Below are 22,069 nucleotides of genomic sequence, written 5' to 3'. Positions count from 1 at the left end.
AGGAGATCACGATCCCCGCCATGCGCCCGTAGGGCGGCACCCCGGCGGCGCGGCGCGCCGCGGCCGCGGCGGCCCAGAACCCCTCCTCGTCGCCCGACAGGATCGCGCGGATCACCGGATGCTCGGGCTGAAAGCTCTGCAGAAGCGCCGTGCCGCGCGCCTCGGCCCGGCCCGCGCGCCCCGCCACCTGCCGCATCAGCTGGAACGTGCGCTCGGCGGCGCGCAGGTCCGAACCCTGAAGCCCCAGATCGCTGTCGATCACCCCCACCAGCGTCAGCTTAGGAAAATTGTGCCCCTTGGCGACGAGCTGCGTGCCCACCACGATGTCGGCCGCCCCTTCGGCGATCTCCAAGATCCGCGCCTTGAGCGCGCGGGCCGAGCCGAAGAGATCCGAGGAGAGCACCGTCACGCGGGCCTCGGGAAACAGCGCCTGCGCCTCTTCGGTGATCCGCTCCACCCCCGGCCCCACGGCGGCGAGCTTGCCCGCCACTTCGCAGTTCGGACAGGTCTCGGGCATGGGCGCGGTCTCGCCGCATTGGTGGCACATCAGCCGCTTGAGAAAGCGGTGTTCGACCATTCGCGCGTCGCATTGCTTGCAGCCGATCTGGTGGCCGCAGGCGCGGCACAGCGTCAGCGGCGCATAGCCGCGCCGGTTGAGAAACAAGAGCGACTGCTCGCCACGCTCCAGCCGCTGCATCACCGCGCCCTTCAGGGCGGGCGAGATCCACGAGCCCGAGGGCACATCCTCGGTCCGCATGTCGATGGCGCGCATCTCGGGCATCACGGCGGGGCCATAGCGGCTTTCGAGATCGAGCCGGGCGTATTTGCCCGACTGTACATTGACCCAGCTTTCCAAGGAGGGCGTGGCCGAGGCCAGCACCACCTGAGCCTTTTCCAGCGAGGCGCGCAGCACCGACATGTCGCGCGCGTTGTAAAGCACACCGTCCTCCTGCTTGTAGGAGGTGTCGTGCTCCTCGTCGACGACGATGAGGCCAAGATGCGTGAAGGGCAGAAACAGCGCCGAGCGCGCGCCCACCACCAGCTGCGCGCCGTTTTCGGCCACCATCTTCCAGCAGCGCCGCCGCTCGGTCGTGGTCACGCCCGAATGCCATTCGGCGGGTTTGGCGCCGAAGCGCGCCTCGACGCGGGTCAGGAACTCTGCCGTCAGCGCGATCTCGGGCAGGAGCACCAGCGCCTGCCGCCCGCGGGCGAGACAGGCCGCGACGGCCTCCAGGTAGACCTCGGTCTTGCCCGAGCCGGTGACGCCCTTCAGCAGCGTCGTGCCGTAGCGCCCCGCTTCGATCCCCTCGCGCAGCCGGGCCGCCGCCTCGGCCTGATCGCCGGCGAGCGTCTTGCCCGGCATATGCGGATCGAGGACGGGATACGGCACATCGCGCGGCGCCTCCTCCTCGGCCACGGCGCCCGAGGCCACCAGCCCCTTGACCACCGAGGAGCCGACGCCCGCGAGATCGGCGAGCTCGCCCAGCATGAAGCCCATGCCGTCATGCTCTTCCAGCAGGTCGAGCACCCGGGCGCGGGCCGGCGTCATCCGCCCCGGCTGGCCATGGCCGCGGCGAAAGATCTTGCGCATCCCCGGCGGGTCGGTCAGCCCCGGCGCGCGGGTGGCGAGCCGCAGCATCGCGGGCATCGGCGTCAGCGTGTAATCCGCGACGCGGCCCAGGAATTCACGCATGGCCGGGCGCATCGCGGGGATGTCGAGCACGCGGATCGCGGATTTCACCTTGGCGGGATCGTAATCTCCCGCGCCCGCCCCCCAGACCACGCCGGTGACCTTTCGGGGGCCGAACGGCACCTCCACATGGTCGCCCGCGGCACAGCCGCCCGGCGGCGCGCGGTAATCGAGCACCCGGTCGAGCGGCTGGGTCGTCAGCACGCCGATCAGCGCGCCTTCCGGAAAGCGGGGCGATGTCATGGGCGGGCGGCAATCCTCTGGCGCGGCGGAGAGGCCAACATGCGCCGCGCGCTCGCCCGCTTCAAGAGAGCGGGGCGCCTGATCCTTCACGCGGGGGCCCCGGCACCCCATCTGAGGGAAAGACGCTGTTCCGCCGCCTCGGCTCTTGCTAGACCGGGCGCGACGCCGCGCGCCCCGCGCCGGGACGCGCCCCACCTGACAGGGAGAGACCCATGAAATTCTTCGTCGACACCGCCGAAATCGACCAGATCCGCGAACTGCACGACCTGGGCATGGTCGATGGCGTGACCACCAACCCGTCGCTGATCATGAAATCGGGCCGCGACATCAAGGAAGTGACCAAGGAGATCTGCTCCATCGTCGAGGGTCCCGTCTCGGCCGAGACCGTGGCGCTCGATTCCGAGGGCATGATCGCCGAAGGGCGCGAGCTCGCCAAGATCGCCGATAATATCGCGATCAAGGTGCCGCTGACCTGGGACGGCCTCAAGGCCTGCAAGGTGCTCTCGGACGAGGGCCGCATGGTCAACGTCACGCTGTGCTTCTCGGCCAACCAGGCGCTGCTTGCCGCCAAGGCCGGCGCGACCTTCATCTCGCCCTTCATCGGTCGTCTCGACGACCTGAACCTCGACGGGATGGAGCTGATCGCCGACATCCGCGAGATCTACGACAACTACGGCTTCGAGACGCAGATCCTCGCCGCCTCGATCCGCAGCGCCAACCACATGTCCGAGGCCGCCAAGATCGGCGCCGACGTCGCCACCGCCCCCGCGGCGGTGATCAAGGCGATGGCCAACCACGTGCTGACCGACAAGGGCCTCGACGCCTTCATGAAGGACTGGGCCTCGACCGGTCAGAAGATCGTCTGAGCCCCTCGGCGGGGCGCTGTGCCTTCCGGGCCGCGCCCCGCCGCATTCTTGCCACACCGGGGCGCATCGCGGCGGCACGGCTGCTAACATCCCCGGGAGACGACAGCCCGGATGCGCCCAGATGACAGACGACCCCAAGACCGATGACGGGCTGCGCGACCGCATCCTCGCGGACCCCGCCCGCCTGCTCGACGACCCCGAGATCATGCGCGCCCTCGTCGCCGCCGATACCGAGGCCAAGGGGGCGAACATCGTCGATCTGCGCGGCCTCGCCATGGAGCGGCTGCAGGGCCGGCTCGACCGGCTCGAGGACACGCATCGCTCGGTGATCGCCGCCGCCTACGAGAACCTCGCCGGGACCAACCAGATCCACCGCGCCGTGCTGCGGATGATGGATGCGACCCGCTTCGAGACCTTCCTGCAGGACCTTTCGGGCGAGGTGGCCGACATGCTGCGCGTCGACGTGGTGCGCCTCGTGCTGGAAACCGCCAGCCCCGAGGACGACCCGGCCATCGCCCGGCTGTCGGACGTGCTGTCGGTGGCCGAGCCCGGCTTCGTCGCCGATTACGTGACTCAGGGGCGCAACGTGCCGCTCAGGCAGGTCTCGTTGCGCGCGGTGGAGCCGCAGGAGGCCGGGCCCTACGGCGCGCGCGCGCCCGACATCCTGTCGGAGGCCTGCCTGAAGCTCGACTTCGGCCCGGGCCGCCTGCCCGGGATGCTGCTTCTTGGGGCTTCGGACGAAAACCGCTTCGCACCGGCGCAGGCGACCGATCTCATGGGGTTCTTCGCCGGGGTGTTCGAGCGGCAGATGCGGCGTTGGCTGTCATGATCTCGCCCGCGCTCACCGATGCGATGGGCCGCTGGCTCGACCATGAGCGGGCGCTGAACGCCGCCGCGCAGAACACGCTGACCGCCTATCAGGGCGACGTGCTGGGCTTTCTGGCCTTCATGCAGAATCACCACGCTGAGGCGCAGGGGCTGGGTGCCATCGCCCGGGTCACAGTGTCGGACATGCGCGCCTGGATGGCGCATGAGCGCGGCCGCGGCTTGTCGGCGCGCAGCCTCGCCCGGGCGCTTTCGGCGGTGAAGAGCTTCTATCGCTGGCTCTCGGTGCGCGAGGGGTTCGAGCCCACCGCCGTGCTCTCGACCCGCGCGCCGCGCATGAAGGCGCGGCTGCCGCGCCCGCTCGACGAGGAGGCGGCCAGCCGGATGCTGGAGACGGTGGAGCTGCAATCGCGCGAGCCTTGGGTGGCGGCGCGCGACGTGGCGGTGGTGACGCTGCTGTGGGGCTGCGGGCTGCGCATATCCGAGGCGCTGTCGCTCACCGGGGCGCAGCTCCCCCTGCCCGAGACGCTGCGCATCACCGGCAAGGGCGGCAAGGAGCGGCTGGTGCCGGTGCTGCCCGCCGCCCGCAAGGCGGTTTCGGACTATGTGAAGCTCTGCCCGCATCCGATGGATGCCGCCCTACCGCTGTTTCGCGGCGTGCGCGGCGGGGCGCTGAGCCCACGGCCGATCCAGAAGGCGATGGAGATGGCGCGGATGCAGCTCGGCCTGCCCGCCACCGCGACGCCGCATGCGCTGCGTCACAGCTTTGCCACGCATCTGCTGAGCGCGGGCGGCGACCTGCGGGCGATTCAGGAACTTCTCGGCCATGCGTCGCTTTCGACCACACAGACCTATACCGCGGTCGATGCAGCGCGGTTGATGGAAATCTACGACCGCGCCCACCCCCGCGCCTGACGCCCACGCGTTGCACATGGTGCCGGGATCGGCCAAGAGGGACGCATGACGGACGAACGCAAGGCCCTTGGGGTCCATCTCTTCACCGCCACCGGTGCGGTCTTTGCCATGCTCGCCATGCTGGAGGCGGCGCAGGACGACTGGAGCATGATGTTCCTGTGGCTCGTCGTGGCCTTTGCGGTCGACGGCGTCGACGGGCCCCTGGCGCGCAAATACGATGTGAAGCGCAACGCGCCGATCTTCGACGGCGTGCTCTTGGACCTGATCATCGACTATCTGACCTATGTCTTCGTCCCGGCCTATGCGCTGTTCGAATCGGGGCTGCTGCCCGGCTGGACCGGCTGGCTGGCGATCATCGTCATCACCTTCGCATCGGCGCTCTACTTTGCCGACAGCCGGATGAAGACCAAGGACAACAGTTTTCAGGGCTTTCCGGGCTGCTGGAACATGCTGGTGCTGGTGCTCTTCGCGCTTTCGCCCAATTTCTGGATCATCCTCGCGCTGGTGGTGGTGCTGGCGGTGACGATGTTCCTGCCGGTGAAGTTCATCCACCCGGTGCGCACGAAGCGTTGGCGCGCGGTGTCGCTGCCGATGGCGCTGGCCTGGACCTTCTTCGCGGGCTGGGCAGCCTGGGTCGATTTCGATCCGGCGAGTTGGGCGCATTGGGGGCTCGTCATCACCTCGGCCTATCTGCTCTGCGCGGGTGCGGCGCAGCAGCTCGTTCACGGCAGGGACGGCTAGAGCCGCGTCAGCGCCACGCCCGAGACGATAAGCAGGGCCGAGACTGCCTTGATGCGGTCCATCCGGTCGCCGAAGGCGGCCCAGCCGATCAGCACGGCAAAGAGGATCGAGGTTTCGCGCAGCGCGCTCACCAGCGCGATCGGCGCCAGCGTCATCGCCCAGACGGCGATGGCATAGGCGCCGTAGGAGGCCACCGCCGCCAACGCCCCCTGCCCCCAGACGCGCGGCGAGACGCGCAGAAGCCCGCGCCCGCGCATGGCGAAGGCGACGGGGGGAAACAGCAGCGCCTGCGCCACGAAGAGCCAGCCCACATAGGCCACCGGATCGCCCGAGACCCGCGCGCCCAGACCGTCGACCAGCGTGTAACCGGCCGTGCCCGCCGCAGCGCCCAACGCATAGGGGATGAGCCGGCGGCTTTCGCCCGAGCCCAGCGCGCCGCGCGCCATGCCCAGAATGCCCAAGCCCAGCACCAGCACGCCCGCCACCGCCATCGGCGCGATCGCGTCCGACAAAAACAGCGCGCTGGCCAGCAGCACCGCCATCGGCGCGGCGCCCCGCGCGATCGGGTAGACCCGGCTCAGATCGCCATGCTCGTAAGCGATGGCGAGAAAGGTGTTGTAGGTCGCGTGGCAGATGGCCGAGCCCGCGACCCAGGGCCAGACCTCCATCGCAGGGAACGGCCGCGTCAGCGCCACCGCCAGCCCCATGACGCCCTGCACCAGCGCCAGGATCACCATGCCCGCCACCTTGGAGGCGCCGAGCTTGATCATGGCGTTCCAGCTGGCGTGCAGGAGCGCCGCCAACATCACCGCGAGAAAGACGGGCAGCGTCATCGCGGGACGCGGCCGGGCTTGCGTATTTTCGGAAAGATGAACCAAGAGGCGCGCGCCCCCCGTTCATCTTTCTCCAAATACGCACATCCGCCGCCGCAGCCCGCGCGGCGGCGGATCATGCTCACGCCAGCGCCGCGTCGCAGCGGCCGCAGACGCCCGGATGCGCATGGGTGCCGACGTCGGGCAGGATCTTCCAGCAGCGCTGGCACTTCTCGCCCTCGGCCCGCTCGAACACCACGCCGACGCCGTCCACCTCCGGCAGGCGGAACGCCTCGGCCGGGGAGGGATCATTGGTCAGGTAGATCGCCGAGGTGATGCACAGATCCTCGAAGCTGACGCTCTTGAGCGCCCTGAGGGCCTCAACGTCGCGCACATGCACCACTGGCGCCGCCTCGAGCGAGGCGCCGATCACCTTGTCGCGCCGCGCCACTTCGAGCGCCGCCGTCACCACGCGCCGCACCCGGCGGATCGCGGTCCACTTGGCAGCCAGCTCCTCGTTGCGCCAGCCCTGAGGCGTTTCGGGGATGTCGGTCAGGTGCACCGAAGCGTCGTCGCCCGGGTTCCGCTCCAGCCAGACCTCCTCCATCGTGAAGACGAGGATCGGCGCGAGCCAGGTCGTCAGCCGGTGATAGAGCAGATCGAGCACGGTGCGCGCGGCGCGGCGGCGCGCCGTGTCGCCGTCGCAGTAGAGCGCGTCCTTGCGGATGTCGAAGTAGAAGGCCGACAGCTCCACGGTGGCGAAATCGAACACCGCGCGGAACACGCCCTGGAAATCGTAGGCGTCGTAGCCTTGGCGCACGGTCTCGTCGAGCTCGGCCAACCGGTGCAGCACCCAGCGCTCCAGCTCGGGCATCTCCGAGGGGTCCACCCGGTCGCTTTCCGAGAAATCGGCCAGCGAGCCCAGCATAAAGCGCATGGTGTTGCGCAGGCGGCGGTAGCCGTCGGCCACGCCCTTGAGGATCTCCGGCCCGATGCGCAGGTCGCCGGTGTAGTCCGACTGCGCCACCCAGAGCCGCAGGATGTCGGCGCCGTATTGCTTGGTGACATCCGCCGGGCTGACGGTGTTGCCCAAGCTTTTGGACATCTTCATGCCCTTCTCGTCGAGCGTGAAGCCATGCGTCAGCACGCCCCGGTACGGCGCGCGCCCCTTGGTGCCGCAAGATTGCAGCATCGAGGAATGAAACCAGCCGCGATGCTGGTCGGTGCCTTCGAGGTAGAGGTCGGCCAGACCGTCGTCCGAGCCGTCCTCACGGTCGCGCAGCACGAAGGCATGGGTGGAGCCGGAATCGAACCACACGTCGAGGATGTCGAAGACCTGGACGTAATCCTCAGGGTTCACCGCATCGCCGAGGAAGCGTTCCTTGGCGCCCTCCTTGTACCACGCATCCGCCCCTTCGGCCTCGAAGGCCTCCAAGATGCGGGCGTTGACAGCCTCGTCGCGGAGCAGGAAGTCGGGATCGGTGGGCTTGGCCCCCTTCTTGACGAAGCAGGTCAGCGGCACGCCCCAGGCGCGCTGGCGCGACAGCACCCAGTCGGGGCGGCTTTCGATCATCGAATGCAGCCGGTTGCGCGCGGCCTTCGGCGTCCAAGTCACCAGCTCGTCGATCGAGGTCAGCGCCCGCTCGCGGATGGTCTTGCCATAGTCGTCCTGCCCGTCGCCCACCGCGCGGTCGATCGCGGCGAACCATTGCGGCGTGTTGCGGAAGATCAGCGGCGCCTTGGAGCGCCAGCTGTGCGGGTAGGAGTGCTTGATCTTGCCGCGGGCAAAGAGCTTGCCGCTCTCGGCCAGCTTCTCGATGACAGCCGCGTTGGCATCGCCCTCCTTGCCGTTGGGCTTGAGGATGCGCTTGCCGCCGAAAAGCGGCAGGTCGGCGCGGAAGGAGCCGTCCTCCTCGACGTTGTAGGTGATGACCTCCGCCAGCATGCCTGCGTCGCGGTAAAGCTCGAACTCGTCCATGCCGTGGCTCGGCGCGCAATGCACGAAGCCGGTGCCGTCCTCATCGGTGACGAAGGGCGCGGGGCGGAAATCGCGCGGCTGGTCCCACTCGCCCTCGCCGCCTTCGATCCCCGCGAAGGGATGGGCGAGCGAGAGGCCTTCCAGCGACGGCGCGTCGCCGATCCGCTCCCAGCCGTCGACGCGGGCCTTGCCAAGGCAGCCCTCGGCCAGCTTGTCGGCCAAGAGCAGCTTGTCGCCCGTCCTGACCCAGTTGTCCTCGGGCGAGGCCGTGATCTGGTAGACGCCGTAGGAGATGTCGGGGTGGTAGACCACGCCCTTGTTCGAGGGGATGGTCCATGGCGTCGTGGTCCAGATCACGACGTCCGTGCCATCGAGCAGCGGGTCATCCGAGCCCTGCACCGGGAAGCGCACCCAGATGGTGAAGCTTTCCTTGTCGTGATACTCGACCTCGGCCTCGGCCAGCGCGGTTTTCTCGACGGGCGACCACATCACGGGCTTGGAGCCCTGATAGAGCACGCCGTTCATCAGGAATTTCTGGAATTCCTCGGCGATCACCCGCTCGGCATGGAAGTCCATCGTCAGATAGGGCTTTTCCCACTTGCCGGTGACGCCGAGTCGCTTGAACTCGTCGCGCTGCACGCCGACCCAGCCATCGGCGAACTTGCGGCATTCCTGCCGGAAGTCGATCACCGGGACCTCGTCCTTGTCGCGGCCCTTCTTGCGGTACTGCTCCTCGATCTTCCACTCGATCGGCAGGCCGTGGCAGTCCCAGCCGGGGATGTAGCGCGCGTCGCGGCCCATCATCTGCTGGGAGCGGACCACCATGTCCTTGAGGATCTTGTTGAGCGCGTGGCCGATGTGCAGGTTGCCGTTGGCGTAGGGAGGGCCGTCATGCAGCGTGAAGGGCTTACGCCCCTTGGCGCGCTCGCGCAGCCGGTCATAGACCCCGATCTCCTCCCAGCGCGAAAGCCAGCCCGGCTCGCGCTTGGGCAGGCCCGCGCGCATCGGAAACTCCGTGCGCGGCAGGTTCAGGGTGTCCTTGTAGTCGGGGGCTTGGGTCGGGGTGTCGGGCGTATCGGCGCACATCGCTGTTCGGTCCTGTCGAAGTCCGGTCGTGTCGGAATGTCAAATGAGGGGCGGCGCGGCCTTGGCTCATGCGCCTTGTCCCGGCGGCCCTGATCCTCAGAGCGCCGGGCCGGTAATTCGCGTGATATGGGCGCGAAGGGCCTGCATGGCGCCGCTTATAGGCGCAGGCCGGAGGCGGGTAAAGCGCGCCCGTTTCCAGCGCCGCGGATCGGCGCTATGACCTTCCCTGAGAAGGAGCCCGCCATGCCAGAGCCGCGCATCGAGGTCAGCCCGGAGGACATCGCCCGCGTCGTCGCGCGGTTCTACGAGCGCGTGCGCGCCCATCCCGGCCTCGGCCCGGTCTTCGGGCGCCACGTCACCGACTGGCCCACGCACGAGGCGCGGATCGTGGCCTTTTGGGAAAGCGCGATCCTCGGGCTGCCGGGCTATCGCGGCAGCCCGGTGGCGGTGCACCGCGACGCGCGCGACGTGCGACCGGGCATGTTCGCGCCGTGGCTGGCACTCTTCGACATGACCCTGCGCGAGGAACTGCCACCCGAAACCGCCCAGGCCTGGTCGGCGCTGGCGCACCGCATCGGCCGCACGCTGCGCGCGGGCGTGACCGAGCGTGAAACGCTGCCCGGCGGCATCCCCAAGCTGATTTAGGTTCCATGAGAACAATGTGACGGGCGCGATCCTTCTTCGCGCTCAGCGCCGGTCTATCTCCCGCCTTAACAAAGAATTACGGCAATGGGAGACACCTGATGATCAACCAGACGAGTATTCGCGGCCTCGCCTTCGGCATGGCCGGTGCCATCGCCCTGACCGGTGCCGCACAGGTCGCGCAGGCCGAAAGCCATTCCGAAAGCGCGATGGCGCAAGAGCCCGTCGTGCTCGTGCCGCCGGTGCGCGGCTTCATCGACAGCCTCGCAGGCTCGGAGCCGATCAACGAAAAGACCCCCGAAAACGCGCGCCAGACGCTGATCGACGCGCAGACCGGTGCGGATGTCGAGATGCCCGCCGCCGATGTCGATGAGGTCACTCTTTCGGTCGGCCCGACGGGCGAGGTCAACGTGGTGCTGGTGCGTCCCGAAGGCTCGCAGGGCCAAACCCTGCCCGGCGTGGTCTATTTCCACGGTGGCGGCTGGGTCTTGGGCAACTACACCACCCACGAGCGGCTGATGCGCGACATGGCCAACCAGACCGGCGCCGCCTTCGTCTTCGTGGAATACACCCCCGCCCCCGAGGCCAAGCACCCGGTCCAGATCGAGCAGGACTATGCCGTTCTGCAATACGTCTCGGAGAACGCGGAGGATTTCGGCATTGACCCCGAGCGCCTCGCCACGGCGGGCGACAGCGTCGGCGGTCAGATGGTCTCTTCCGTGGCGATGATGGCCGAGGCGCAGGGCGGACCCGAGATCGACGCGCAGGTGATGTTTTACCCCGTCACCACCGCCGAGCTCGACAGCGAAAGCTACGAGCTCTTCGCCGATGGCCCGTGGCTCACCAAGCCTGCGATGGAGTGGTTCTGGGAAAACTACCTGCCCGAGGGCGCCGACATTTCCGATCCGATGATCTCGCCGCTGATGGCGAGCGAGGAGCAGCTTGCCAATTTCGCGCCGACGCTGGTGATCACCGACGAGAACGACGTGCTGCGTGACGAGGGCGAGGCCTTTGCGACCAAGCTGGTCGAGGCAGGGGTCGAGACCGAGACCACCCGTTATCTGCACACGATCCACGACTTCGCGATGCTCAACGCCATCGCCGATACGGCGCCCACCCGCGCCGCGATCGAGCAGGCGGCGGGTTTCCTGCGCGAGCACCTCGATATCGAGACCGCCATGACGCAGGCCGGGGCGATGGACGACATGTCTGAAGTTGAAGCCGAAGCGGAGCAGTCCGCGAACTGATCCTGCCTGTCTTGAACGACCAAACGCCCCGCCCTTTCCGGTGGGGCGTTTGCGTCTCGATCAGCCGCGCGCGCCGAAAAGCCCGGTCAGCGCCCGGCCCACCAGCCCCGAGACCGATGGCCGCTCCACCGCGCGGAACGGCAGCGGGCGGCAGACCTCGATCGCCGCGACGCCGACCCGCGCGGTCAACGCGCCGTTGACCACGCCCTCGCCAAAGCGGCGCGAGACGCGGGACAGCACGCCGCCCCCCGCGACCGAACCGATGAGATCGTCGCCCACCGCCACCGCGCCCGTCGCCACAAGATGGACAAAGACCGAGCGCGTCAGCCGCCATGCGCCCAGCGTGCCCGACCGGCCGCCATAGATCTCGGCCACGCGGCGGATCATCCGCAGGTTCGAGGTCAGCGCCGCCGTCACATCGGCCAGCGCCAGCGGCACCACCGCCGTCACCGTCGCCACCTGTCGCGCCGCGCCTTCGACCTCGCGCAGCGCCAGCCGGTCCAGCGGCGCGAGCAATTCGCGCTCCGACAGCGCCAGCAGGCCGTCGGCGTCGAAGACCTCGCCCTCGCGCGCCTTCACCCGCGCCACGCCCGGGGCCAGCTCGTCGCGCCTGGCATAAAGCGCCAGCATCTGCGCCGAGACCGATTGCGCGAGCTTCAGATCCTGCGCGCCCAGCGCAGCGCCTGCGTCCCTCTGGATATGATCGAGCCGCGCCAGCCGCCGGAAGGCCCAGGCCTCCTTGACCGCGATCGCCAGCAGGAGGGCCAGCACCAGCGCCAGCAGCACGCCCGCGATCATCCCCAGCACCGGGTTCGCCGCCAGCAGCCCCGCGACCCAGCTCCACGCCGCGACCGAGAGCATGAAGGTCACCAGCGTGGCCAATGCGGCGAAGAACCAGCGCGCCAGCTTCGAGCGCGGCCGCGTGGCCATCGCCGCGACGCTGTGCATCGCGGCCCCCTGCGGCAGGCCCGGCTCGGGCACCGGCGGCGCGGTGGCGGGGGTGACCTCGGGCGCGATCTCTTCTTCGAGGTCGATCATCACCGGGCCGCGTCGTTTCTCGTCGCTCATGACCTCTCCCTCACAGCCGGTCGCCCAGAAGGAACTCCGCCGCCCGGTCGAGCCGGATATGCGGCGGCCCCTCGCCGGGCTTCAGGCTCAGCCGCGCGGGCGCGAAATTCATCACCGCATAATCCCCGTCGAGCCATGTCTCCGCGCCAGCCCGCGCAGGTGCCAAGAGCTGCGAGGGGTCCTCGGGCAACGCGCCCGCATTGAGCGCCGCCTGCCGCCCCGTATCGAGCAGCTTGCCGCGCACCACGTCGATCTCCTCGCCGCCATGGGCGATCCGGTCCTCGACCGTCGTGCGCAGCGCCGCGATCGACATGGCCTGCGTCCTGGCCCCGGCGAAATCGGCCCGATCGCGCGCGTCGCGCAACAGCGCCTCGGTGATCGCGGCGAGCTTGGCATGCTCGCTGTGGTGCAGATGGTCGGCCTTGGTCGCGGCAAAGAGGATGCGGTCGATGCGGCGGCCCTGGAAGATGCGGCTGAGAAAGGCGTTCCGACCGGGGCGGAAAGCGCGCAGGATGTCGGCCATCGCCGCGCGCAGATCTTCGACCGCCTGCGGCCCGGCATGGATCGCGCTCAGCACGTCCACCAGCACCACCTGCCGGTCGATCCGCGCGAAATGATCGCGAAAGAACGGCTTCACCACCTCGCGTTTGTAGGCCTCGTAGCGCCGCGCCATCTCGCGTCCCAGGCTGCCGCGCGCCCCCGCCTCGCCCGGCAGCGGCGCAAAGGTCAGCACCGGCGAGCCCTCGAGATCGCCCGGCAGCAGGAACCGTCCCGGCGTGCAATCCGAATAGCCCGCCTCGCGCGCGGCGTTGAGATAGGCGGTGAAACCCTGCGCCAGCGCCTTGGCGCGCGGCTCATCAAAGGGGGCCGCCGGATCGGTGGCCCCGACCATCTCGTGAAACGCCGCCGCCTCGGGTATCGCGCCCGCCCGCCGGGCCACGCGGGCCAGAGCCTCGCGCGCCCAGGTGGCGTGGTCCTTCTCGATCAGCCCGAGGTCGAGCAGCCATTCGCCGGGATAATCGACGATGTCGAGATGCATGGTCTTCGGCCCCTGCACCCCGGCCAGAAGCCCGCCCTGCTGCACCCGCAGGCTCAGCCGCAGCGCGCTTGCCCGCCGCGTGCCCTCCGGCCAGCTCGGCTCGGGCGACAGAAGCTGCGCGAGATGGCCCTCGTAATCGAAGCGCGCCACCGTGTCGTCGGGCTGCGGCTGCAGCACCGCGCCGAGGATGCGGGACCCGGCGGCGAACTGCGGCATCCTGCCCCGGTCCATCAGATTCGCCACCAGCGATGTGATGAACACCGTCTTGCCCGCCCGCGACAGCCCCGTCACGCCAAGCCGGAGCACCGGATCGCTGAAGGGCGCGGCCAGACGGTCGGCCACCCCTTCCACGCCGCGCGTGATGCCCTCCGTGATCGTCCCGATGACCAATGCGATGCTCCCTGCCCCGTTCTCGCGGCAAGATAGGCATGCGCGCCCGGATTGGACAGGGGCGCGCCCGGGCGCAGACGCCGGTTTTGCGTATTTGGAGAAAGATGAAAGGGGCCGCGCGCTTGCCAAGCCGCCGGACCGGGGCTACCCGCAGCGCCATGCCACGCTATGCCCTCAAGGTCGAATATCACGGCGCGCCCTTTTCGGGGTGGCAGCGCCAGTCCGAGCATCCGTCGGTGCAAGGCGCGATCGAGGCCGCGCTCGGGCGCCTGGAGCCGCGCGAGCACACCATCGCCGCCGCCGGTCGCACCGATGCGGGGGTGCACGGGTTGGGCCAGGTCGCGCATTGCGATCTGCACAAGGACTGGGACCCGTTCCGCCTGTCCGAGGCGCTGAACTACCATCTCAAGCCCGCCCCCGTCGCCATCACCGCCTGCGCGCTCGTAGGCGGTGATTTCCATGCGCGCTTCTCGGCGACATGGCGGCTGTATCTCTTTCGGCTGGTGATGCGCCGCGCGCCGCTGACCCATGACAAGGGACTTGCCTGGCAGGTGCCGCATCCGCTCGACGCGGACGCGATGCAGGCGGGCGCGGACCGGCTGATCGGGCGGCATGACTTCACCACCTTCCGCTCCTCGATCTGCCAGGCGAACTCGCCGCTGCGCACGCTCGACAGGCTCGAGGTGGAGCGCGTCGAAGGCGCGAGCGGCCCCGAGATCCGGTTTCACGTGAAAGCCCGCGCCTTCCTGCACAATCAGGTGCGCAGCTTCGTCGGCACGCTGGAGCGGGTGGGCGCGGGCGCATGGACGCCCGACGACGTGACGGCGGCGCTGGAGGCACGCGACCGCGCCGCCTGTGGCCCGGTCTGTCCGCCGCACGGGCTCTACCTCGCCGGCGTGGGCTACGACCCCGATCCCTTCGATCACATTTGAGCAGGAACCGGGAAGAGGCTGTTGTCACCCCGTCTCCATGCGATAGCAATGGGGCCAAGGCCCGGCCAAGACCGCGCCACGAATAACGAGCGGTTCGCCGGGAGGACATCGAAGTTGCGCCATATCGCCGTGTTGACCGGCCTGTCGGTCCTTGCCCTGACCACCACCGCGGCCATCGGCCAGGACGTCCGCTTCGAGATCGACGTCGCCGACGAGGATCTCGAATCCGTGCTGGAGAACGCCTCGCTTCTCGTGGCGCTCAAGGACGACGAGAACCCGACCCCGCAGGACTACGTCGCCGCCGCCCGCGCCGATTACCGCCGCCTGCTCACGGGGCTTTACGCCGAGGGCTATTTCGGCGGCACCGTCTCGATCCTCGTCAACGGTCAGGAGGCCGCGGGGCTGGCGCCGCTCGACGCGCCCGCGCGGATCGACGACATCGCGATCCGGGTGGACCAGGGCCCGCGCTTCACCTTCGGCCGCACCGAGATCGCCCCGCTTGCCCCCGGCACGGAGCTGCCCGAAGAGTTCGCGCCCGGCGAACGGGCCAGCGCCGATGCGATGCGCGCCGCCGCCCGCGCGGGCGTCGACGCCTGGGAGGCGGTCGGCTTCGCCAAGGCCGAGGTCGGGGATCAGGACATCGTCGCCGACCACGCGACCGAACGGCTCGACGCCGCCGTCACCCTCGCGCCGGGGCCGCGGCTGCGCTTCGGCGCGCTCACCGTCACCAGCAACGAGGACGTGCGCGAGGAGCGCATCCGCGCCATCGCCGACCTGCCCGTGGGCCGCGTCTACGACCCCGAGGCGCTCGACTTCGCCGCCACCCGCCTGCGCCGCACCGGCGCCTTCGACGCGGTGGCCTTCATCGAGAGCGAGGAGATCGGGCCGAACGACACCCTGCCCTTCGACCTGACGGTCAGCGAATCGCTGCCGCGCCGGATCGGCTTCGGCGCCGAGATCTCCACCGTCGAGGGCTTGGGGCTTTCGGCCTTCTGGCTGCACCGCAACCTTCTGGGCGGGGCCGAGCGGTTTCGGATCGAGGGCGAGATCTCGGGCATTGAGGGCGAGGTCCCCGGCGTCACCGGATCGGGCGGCGCCGATTACCGGATCGGCACCACCTTCAATCGCCCCGCCACCTTCCGCGCCGATGTCGATCTCGTGGCCGAGGCCGAGATCAAGCACGAGAACGAGATCGACTACACGCTCGACCAGTTCAGCGCCGAGGTCGGGCTGTCGCGCTATGTCAACGAGCAGCTGAGCTACTCGGCCGCCATCGGCATCCTCACCGCGCGCGAGGAGACCGAGGCGAGGGTGCGCGACTATACCCTGCTGACCCTGCCGCTCGACGCCACGCTCGACCGGCGCGACGCGCCGCTCGATGCAAAGAACGGCTATTACATCGATGCCGAGGTCACGCCCTTTCTGGGCGTCGCCGGGACCGACAGCGGCGCGCGGCTCTATGTCGACAGCCGCGCCTATCGCAGCTTCGGCGAAAGCGGCCGGCTGACGCTGGCCGCGCGCGGCCAGCTGGGCTCGGTGCTGGGCTCGGGCCTTGCCGAGACCCCGGCCGATTTCCTGTTCTACTCGGGCGGCGGCGGCACCGTGCGCGGCCATGAATACCAATCGCTCGGCGTCACCTATAGCCGCGACTTCGGCGATGGCCCCACCGAGGTCCGCTCGGGCGGCAAGAGCTTCGCGGGCGCGCAGCTGGAGGCCCGCTTCGGCGTTACCGAAAAGATCGGCGCCGTGGGCTTTTACGACATCGGCTATGTCGAGGCGGACGCCCTGCCCGACGGCGAGGGCGACTACCAGGCCGGCGCCGGGGCGGGGCTGCGCTACACCACCCCGATCGGGCCGGTGCGGCTCGATCTCGCCACCCCCGTCACCGGCGAGGACGCCTATGAGAGCGTCCAGGTCTACATCGGAATAGGACAGTCGTTTTGAAGCAGCTTTCCCGCGCCGCCGCGATCTCCATCGCCACCGTAGCACCCACCATGCTGCCCGCGCAGGACGAGGCCGACCGCGACCGCGGCTTTCTCACCGGGCTGATCGAGGACAATCTCTCGGGCGCCGGGCGCGAGGTGATCATCACCGGCTTTCAGGGCGCGCTCTCCTCCGCCGCCTCGATCGAGGTCATGACCATCGCCGACGACGAGGGCGTCTGGCTGCGGGCCGAGAACCTCGTGCTCGACTGGAACCGCTCGGCGCTTTTGCGCGGGCGGCTCGAGGTCGAGGAGCTCTCGGCCGAGCTGATCGAGCTGACCCGCCCGCCGATGGCCGACCCCGAGGCCCCCGCCGCCGAGGCGACCCCCTTCTCGCTGCCCGAGCTGCCGGTTTCGATCCGGCTCGACGAGCTGGCCGTCGACCGGCTGGTCCTGGGCGAGGCCTTCCTCGACGAGGAGGTGGCGCTCAGCCTGCAGGGCTCGGCCCAGCTCGCCGGTGGCGAGGGGGAGGCGCAACTCGTGGCCGAGCGGCTGGGCGACAAGGCGGGCCGCTTCGAGCTGTCGGGCAGCTATTCCAACGACAGCCGCCTGCTCGACGTGACCCTGGCGCTCGACGAGGCCGAGGACGGCATCGCCGCGCGGCTTCTGGACCTGCCCGGCAAACCTTCGGTCGAGCTTCGGGTCGAAGGCGCGGGGCCGATCGACGATTTCGACGCCGCGATCTCGCTCGCCACCGACGGGCAGCCGCGCATCAGCGGCGATTTTGCGCTCGACCGCGACGAGGCGCCCGAGGGCGGCACGGCGCCGCTCGCCTTCTCGCTCGACGTCGATGGCGACGTCACGCCGCTCATCGCCCCCGATTACGCCGAGTTCTTCGGCCCCGACGTCGGCCTCGCGGTGACCGGATCGCGCGGCGCCGACGGCGCGCTGGCGCTGTCGCGTCTGAGCATCGACGCGCAGGCGCTGAGCCTCGACGGCTCGGCCCGGATCGGTGCCGATGGCTGGCCCGAGAGCTTCGATCTCACCGGCGAGATCGCCCAAGAGGACGGCAGCCCCGTCACCCTTCCCGTGGCGGGCGGCGAGACGCGGCTCGGCCAGGCGAAACTGGCGCTGCAGTTCGACGCCAGCACCGGCGACCAATGGGTGATCGACCTGTCCGCGCAGGACTTCGTCCGCCCCGGGCTCAGCGTGCCGCAGCTTACTGTGCAGGGCGGCGGCGTGATCGTGCGCGAGAGCGATGTCGCGCCGAGCCTGTTCACCGCCGACGTGGATTACACCGCCCGCGGGCTGCAATTCGACGACGCCGACCTCGCCGAGGCGCTGGGCGAGCAGATCGGCGGCGAGATCGTGCTTGAGCGCGATGGCGACGGCCCGGTGATGATCGACCGGATCACCCTCGATGGCCCCGGCATCGCGCTCGATGCGACCGGCACCGTCGCGGGCTCCGAGAACGGCTTCGAGACGACATCGACGCTGAGCCTTGCCGCCGAGCGGCTTGAGCGCTTCTCGGGGCTGACCGGGCTCGACCTCGCGGGTGGCGCCGATCTCGACATCGACAGCACCATCCGCCCGCTCGACGGCATCTTCGACGTCACCCTCTCGGGCACCACGCAGGACCTCGCGCTCGGGATCGCGCCGCTGGACCCTTATATCGGTGGCGCGGGCGAGATCGCCCTGCGCGCCGCGCGCGACGAGACCGGCACCCGGGTCGAGGAGCTGCGCATCGCCACGCCCGAGATGACCGCGACGGCGCAGGCCGACATCACCTCGGGCGCAAGCTCCGCCGATTTCGACATCTCGGTCGAGAACGCGGGCCTCGCGCTCGACGGCGTCACCGGCCCGGCAAGCCTCACCGGCACCGCCTCGCGCGATGCGGCCGGCGTCACCACCGCCGATGTGATCGCCACCCTGCCCAATGGCCGCGCGGTGATCGACGCGACGCAGGTCTCCGAGGAGGACGGCGGGCAGGTCACGCTCGACATGACCGCCGACCTGCGCGACATCGCCCCCTTCTCGACCATCGCGGGGCGCGATCTTTCGGGCGCCGCCGATTTTTCGGCCCGGGGCACGCTCGCTCCCGATGCCTCGACCTTCGATCTGGTGATCGACGCCGAGACGGTCGACCTCGTCACCGGCGTGCCGCAGGCCGACCCGCTTCTGCGCGGGCAGGCCAGCCTGTCTGGCCGCGCCGTGCGCTCCGGCCCCGAAAGCTTCCGCGTCGAGAATCTCGACCTCGTGGCACAGAGCCTGACCGCCAAGGGCCGCGCCGAGCTCAACGGCACCACCGCCCTGTTCGACATCGACGCCTCCGCCGCCGATCTCGCCCCCGTGGGCGAGGCGGTGGAGATGCCGCTGTCGGGCGCGATCGAGATCTCGGCCACGGGCGAGATGCAGACCGATCTGAGCCGCGCCGACATCACGCTCGACGCCACCGCGACCGATCTCGTCACCGGCATCGCACAGGCCGATCCGCTGCTCGAAGGCCGGGTCGAGCTTTCGGGCCACGCGGTTCGCTCGGGCGAGATGGCGTTTTCGGTCGAGGATCTGATCCTCGCGGCGCCATGGGTCCGCGCCTCCGGCAAGGCCGCGCTCGACGGCACCACTGCCACATTCGACATCGAGGCCGACGCCGCCGATCTTTCGCCGCTTGGCGAAGCGCTCGACCGCCAGATCTCCGGCGCGGCGCAGCTCTATGCCGCTGGCACCGCCGAAACCGACGGCTCCGCCGCCGACGTCACGCTCGACGCCGTCACCACCGATCTCGTCACCGGCATCGCGCAGGCCGATCCGCTGCTTCGGGGCTGGGTCGAGCTGTCGGGCCACGCCACCCGCAGCGGGCCGCAGAGCTTCTCGGTCGAGGATCTGAGGCTCGACGGCCCCGCCATCGCGGCCACGGGCCGTGCCGAGGTGATCGAGGGGCAGGCCGAGTTCGACCTCGATCTCGACGCGCGCGATCTCTCCGCCGTGGGCGAAGCGGTGGACCGCCCCCTGGCAGGCGAGGCGCAGCTCTCGGCCAGTGGCACGGCGGCGCTCGACGCCTCGACCTTCGACGTGACCCTCGACGGCCGCGCCACCGACCTCGCCACCGGCGAGGACGCGGCCGATGCGCTGTTCGGCGGCGCGCTGACGCTGTCGGGCCATGCCGTGCGCACTGGGCCCGAGGATCTCATGGTCGAGAACCTGCGCGTGGCCTCCGAGGGGCTCAATGTCACCGGCTCGGCCATGATCGAGGACGGGTCGGGCGATTTCGACCTCGATCTCGACATCGACGACCTCGTGCCGATCGGCACGCTGGCGGGCCGTCCGCTATCGGGCGCGATCGACCTCGCCGCCTCCGGCACCGCCAGCGCCGACCTGTCGCGCTTCGACGTGACGCTCGATGGCACCGCCACGGACGTGACCACCGGCATCGATCAGCTCGACCCGCTGCTCGCGGGGCAGACGGTGCTCGACGCCGAAGTGATCCGCACCGGCCCGCAGGATTTCGCCCTGCCCCGCTTCAGCCTCTCGAACCCGCAGATCACCGCCAGCGGCGATGCCACGCTCACAGACGGCCTGCCCACGGGGGATTTCGACATCCGCCTGGCCGAGATCGCCCCCTTCGCACCGGGCCTGTCGGGTCCCGCCACCGTCTCGGCCAGCGCCTCGGGCGATGCGCAGGGCGGCATCGATTTCGAGGTGACCGGCAACGCACAGGGCACCGACATCGCCGCCACGGGGCGCGTCGCCCCCGAGGCGCAGGGCCGCCAGATCACCACCCGCGTCTCGGCCGACATCGCCTCGCTCGCGCCCTTCTCGCAGCTTGCGGGCCGCCCCCTCGGCGGCAGCGTCAATCTCGATGCTGCGGGCACGGTCATGCCCGATCTCTCGGCCTTCGATGTGAGCATCGACGGGCAGGCCGCCAATCTCGACATCGGCGTCGAGGCCGCCTCGCGCCTGCTCGACGGGACGGGTAACATAGACGCGCGGCTGAGCCGCGACGCGCCGGGCGAGATCGCGGTGCGCGATCTCGACATCAGCTTCCCGGCCTTCTCGGTGCAGGCCGACGCGACCGGCACCGGCAGCGACCAGAGCGCCCGCTTTTCGGCCCGGCTCAACGACATCGGCCTCTTCACCCCCGATTTCTCCGGCCCCGTCACCGCCACCGGCACGGCGGCGCGCAACGCCGCCGGTGACCTCGATCTCGATGTCAGCGCCACCGGACCGGGCGGCACCAGCGCCGACGTCTCGGGGCGCTATCTGTCGAACGGCACGCTCGATCTCGACGTGACGGGTCAGGCGCAGCTCGGCCTCGTCAACGATCTGATCTCGCCGCGCCGTCTCGACGGCACCGCCCGCTTCGATCTTTCGGTCGATGGCCCGCCCGCGCTCTCCTCGGTCAGCGGCACGATCTCGACCGCCGACGCGCAGCTGGCCGCGCCGACCGTCGGGCTGACGGTGCAGGACATCGACACCACCCTGCGCCTCTCGGGCGACCGGGCCGAGCTCTCGCTTTCGGCGGCGCTGGAAAAGGGCGGGCGGATCGGCATCTCCGGCCCCATCGCGCTCACCGGCGGCTACGACGCCGACCTCGTCATCACGCTCGACGATCTGGAGCTGCGCGACCCCGAGCTTTACGAGACCACCGCCGATGGCCGGCTGACGGTCACTGGCCCGCTGACGGGCGGCGCGCTGATCGCGGGCCTCGTCGAGCTTGGCCCGACCGAGATCCAGGTCCCCTCCTCGAGCATCGGCGCGCTGGGCGCGCTGCCTGAGGTGCGTCATCTCAACGCCCCCGTCGATGTGCAGCGCACGCTGGCGCGCGCCGGGCTGACCATCGCGGGCATCGACATCGGCGAGACGGCGGCCGAGGCACAGGGTCCTGCCGGGCCCGGCTACGGGCTCGACCTGACGATCAGCGCGCCCGCGCGCATCTTCATCCGGGGCCGCGGGCTCGACGCCGAGCTGGGCGGTGAGCTGGAGATCGGCGGCACCACCAACCAGGTGATCCCCGTGGGCGAGTTCGAGCTGATCCGCGGCCGGCTCGACATCCTGCAACAGCGGTTCCAGCTCGACGAGGGCGGCGCCTATCTGCAGGGTGATTTCCGTCCCTTCATCCGGCTCGTGGCCACCACTGAAACCGCGACCGGCACGGTGGTGCGCATCATCGTCGAGGGCCCCGCGAACGAGCCCGAGGTGCGCTTCGAATCGACCCCCGACCTGCCGCAGGACGAGGTGCTGTCCCAGCTCATCTTCGGGCGCGACCTCTCCTCGATCACGCCGCTTCAGGCGGTGCAGCTCGCCGCGGCGGTGGGCACCCTCGCAGGCACGGGGGGCGGCGGGCTGATCGACGATTTCCGCGCCGACACCGGGCTCGACGATCTCGACATCACCACCGACGAGACCGGCAGCCCCGCCGTCCGGGCCGGCAAATACCTTTCCGAGAACGTCTATACCGACGTCACGGTCGGGACCGACCAGAGCTCGATCAACCTCAACCTCGACCTGACCGACGACATCACCGCGCAGGGCCGCACCACCAGCGATGGCGAGACCAGCCTCGGGATCTTCTTCGAGCGCGACTACTGAGGCGGTTTCCCGCCATGCGCTGCGGCGGGGGCTCCCCGCCGCGCCCGCGCGTGCCTATATGATCGAAGCAGCTAGGAGGGCCCG

General features: G+C 69.9%; 14 protein-coding genes. 9 read left to right on the top strand and 5 right to left on the bottom strand.

The annotated features are described in order from the left end of the window. Nucleotides 1-1,933, bottom strand: a 1,933-nt coding sequence (locus NHG85_RS18465) for a primosomal protein N' (protein ID WP_253335178.1), incomplete at its 3' end; no start/stop codon positions are given. Between the two features lie 212 nt (nucleotides 1,934-2,145). Here NHG85_RS18465 and fsa point away from each other — a divergent pair. From fsa to NHG85_RS18445, 4 genes are all read left to right on the top strand, one after another. Then, a complete protein-coding gene (gene fsa / locus NHG85_RS18460) occupies nucleotides 2,146-2,799 on the top strand; it encodes a fructose-6-phosphate aldolase (RefSeq protein ID WP_253335177.1) in 654 nt (217 codons plus the stop codon). A gap of 121 nt (nucleotides 2,800-2,920) precedes the next feature. Next, on the top strand, nucleotides 2,921-3,628 hold the full coding sequence (locus NHG85_RS18455; RefSeq protein ID WP_253335176.1) for a DUF484 family protein: 708 nt from the start codon (nucleotides 2,921-2,923) through the stop codon (nucleotides 3,626-3,628). Continuing rightward, nucleotides 3,625-4,539 (top strand): tyrosine recombinase XerC, encoded by a 915-nt coding sequence (locus NHG85_RS18450; protein ID WP_253335179.1) that lies wholly within the window; start codon nucleotides 3,625-3,627, stop codon nucleotides 4,537-4,539. Before NHG85_RS18455 ends, NHG85_RS18450 begins: the two co-directional genes overlap by 4 nt. A 45-nt stretch (nucleotides 4,540-4,584) precedes the next feature. Beyond that, a complete protein-coding gene (locus NHG85_RS18445) occupies nucleotides 4,585-5,280 on the top strand; it encodes a CDP-alcohol phosphatidyltransferase family protein (protein ID WP_253335175.1) in 696 nt (231 codons plus the stop codon). Here NHG85_RS18445 and NHG85_RS18440 read toward each other — a convergent pair. Both NHG85_RS18440 and ileS read right to left on the bottom strand, forming a co-directional pair. Further along, the gene (locus NHG85_RS18440) at nucleotides 5,277-6,113 is read right to left on the bottom strand and encodes an EamA family transporter (protein ID WP_253335174.1); all 837 of its coding nucleotides are present in this window, start codon (nucleotides 6,111-6,113) and stop codon (nucleotides 5,277-5,279) included. The two genes, NHG85_RS18445 and NHG85_RS18440, sit on opposite strands and share 4 nt — an antisense overlap. 121 nt (nucleotides 6,114-6,234) lie before the next feature. Continuing rightward, on the bottom strand, nucleotides 6,235-9,156 hold the full coding sequence (gene ileS, locus NHG85_RS18435; RefSeq protein WP_253335173.1) for an isoleucine--tRNA ligase: 2,922 nt from the start codon (nucleotides 9,154-9,156) through the stop codon (nucleotides 6,235-6,237). 243 nt (nucleotides 9,157-9,399) lie between these two features. Here ileS and NHG85_RS18430 point away from each other — a divergent pair, with 243 nt between their 5' ends. Together NHG85_RS18430 and NHG85_RS18425 are read left to right on the top strand one after the other, a co-directional pair. After that, nucleotides 9,400-9,801, top strand: coding sequence for a group III truncated hemoglobin (locus NHG85_RS18430; protein WP_253335172.1), 402 nt, complete (start codon nucleotides 9,400-9,402; stop codon nucleotides 9,799-9,801). 98 nt (nucleotides 9,802-9,899) lie between these two features. Continuing rightward, entirely contained in the window at nucleotides 9,900-11,045 is a 1,146-nt protein-coding gene (locus tag NHG85_RS18425) for an alpha/beta hydrolase (protein WP_253335171.1), read from the top strand. 60 nt (nucleotides 11,046-11,105) lie between these two features. Here NHG85_RS18425 and NHG85_RS18420 read toward each other — a convergent pair whose 3' ends face one another. Further along, nucleotides 11,106-12,113, bottom strand: a complete 1,008-nt coding sequence (locus NHG85_RS18420; RefSeq protein ID WP_253335169.1) for a YcjF family protein — start codon at nucleotides 12,111-12,113, stop codon at nucleotides 11,106-11,108. A gap of 10 nt (nucleotides 12,114-12,123) precedes the next feature. Next, entirely contained in the window at nucleotides 12,124-13,542 is a 1,419-nt protein-coding gene (locus NHG85_RS18415) for a YcjX family GTP-binding protein (RefSeq protein ID WP_253335168.1), read from the bottom strand. 158 nt (nucleotides 13,543-13,700) lie between these two features. Between NHG85_RS18415 and truA the strand changes: the two genes are divergently transcribed. The 3 genes from truA to NHG85_RS18400 all read left to right on the top strand — a co-directional run bounded on the left by truA (nucleotide 13,701) and on the right by NHG85_RS18400 (nucleotide 21,985). Then, the gene (gene truA, locus NHG85_RS18410; RefSeq protein WP_253335166.1) at nucleotides 13,701-14,474 is read left to right on the top strand and encodes a tRNA pseudouridine(38-40) synthase TruA; all 774 of its coding nucleotides are present in this window, start codon (nucleotides 13,701-13,703) and stop codon (nucleotides 14,472-14,474) included. 114 nt (nucleotides 14,475-14,588) lie between these two features. After that, nucleotides 14,589-16,418 carry an autotransporter assembly complex protein TamA gene (locus tag NHG85_RS18405; RefSeq protein WP_253335164.1) on the top strand — a complete coding sequence of 610 codons (1,830 nt, stop codon included), beginning with the start codon at nucleotides 14,589-14,591 and terminating at the stop codon, nucleotides 16,416-16,418. Then, on the top strand, nucleotides 16,415-21,985 hold the full coding sequence (locus NHG85_RS18400; protein ID WP_253335162.1) for a translocation/assembly module TamB domain-containing protein: 5,571 nt from the start codon (nucleotides 16,415-16,417) through the stop codon (nucleotides 21,983-21,985). The genes NHG85_RS18405 and NHG85_RS18400 overlap by 4 nt, the downstream gene beginning before the upstream one ends. Nucleotides 21,986-22,069: the final 84 nt, after the last annotated feature.

It is taken from the genome of Limimaricola litoreus, assembly GCF_024159025.1.
In the GTDB taxonomy this organism is placed as follows: Bacteria; Pseudomonadota; Alphaproteobacteria; order Rhodobacterales; family Rhodobacteraceae; genus Limimaricola; species Limimaricola litoreus.
This window is presented reverse-complemented; position numbering and strand designations above follow the sequence as displayed.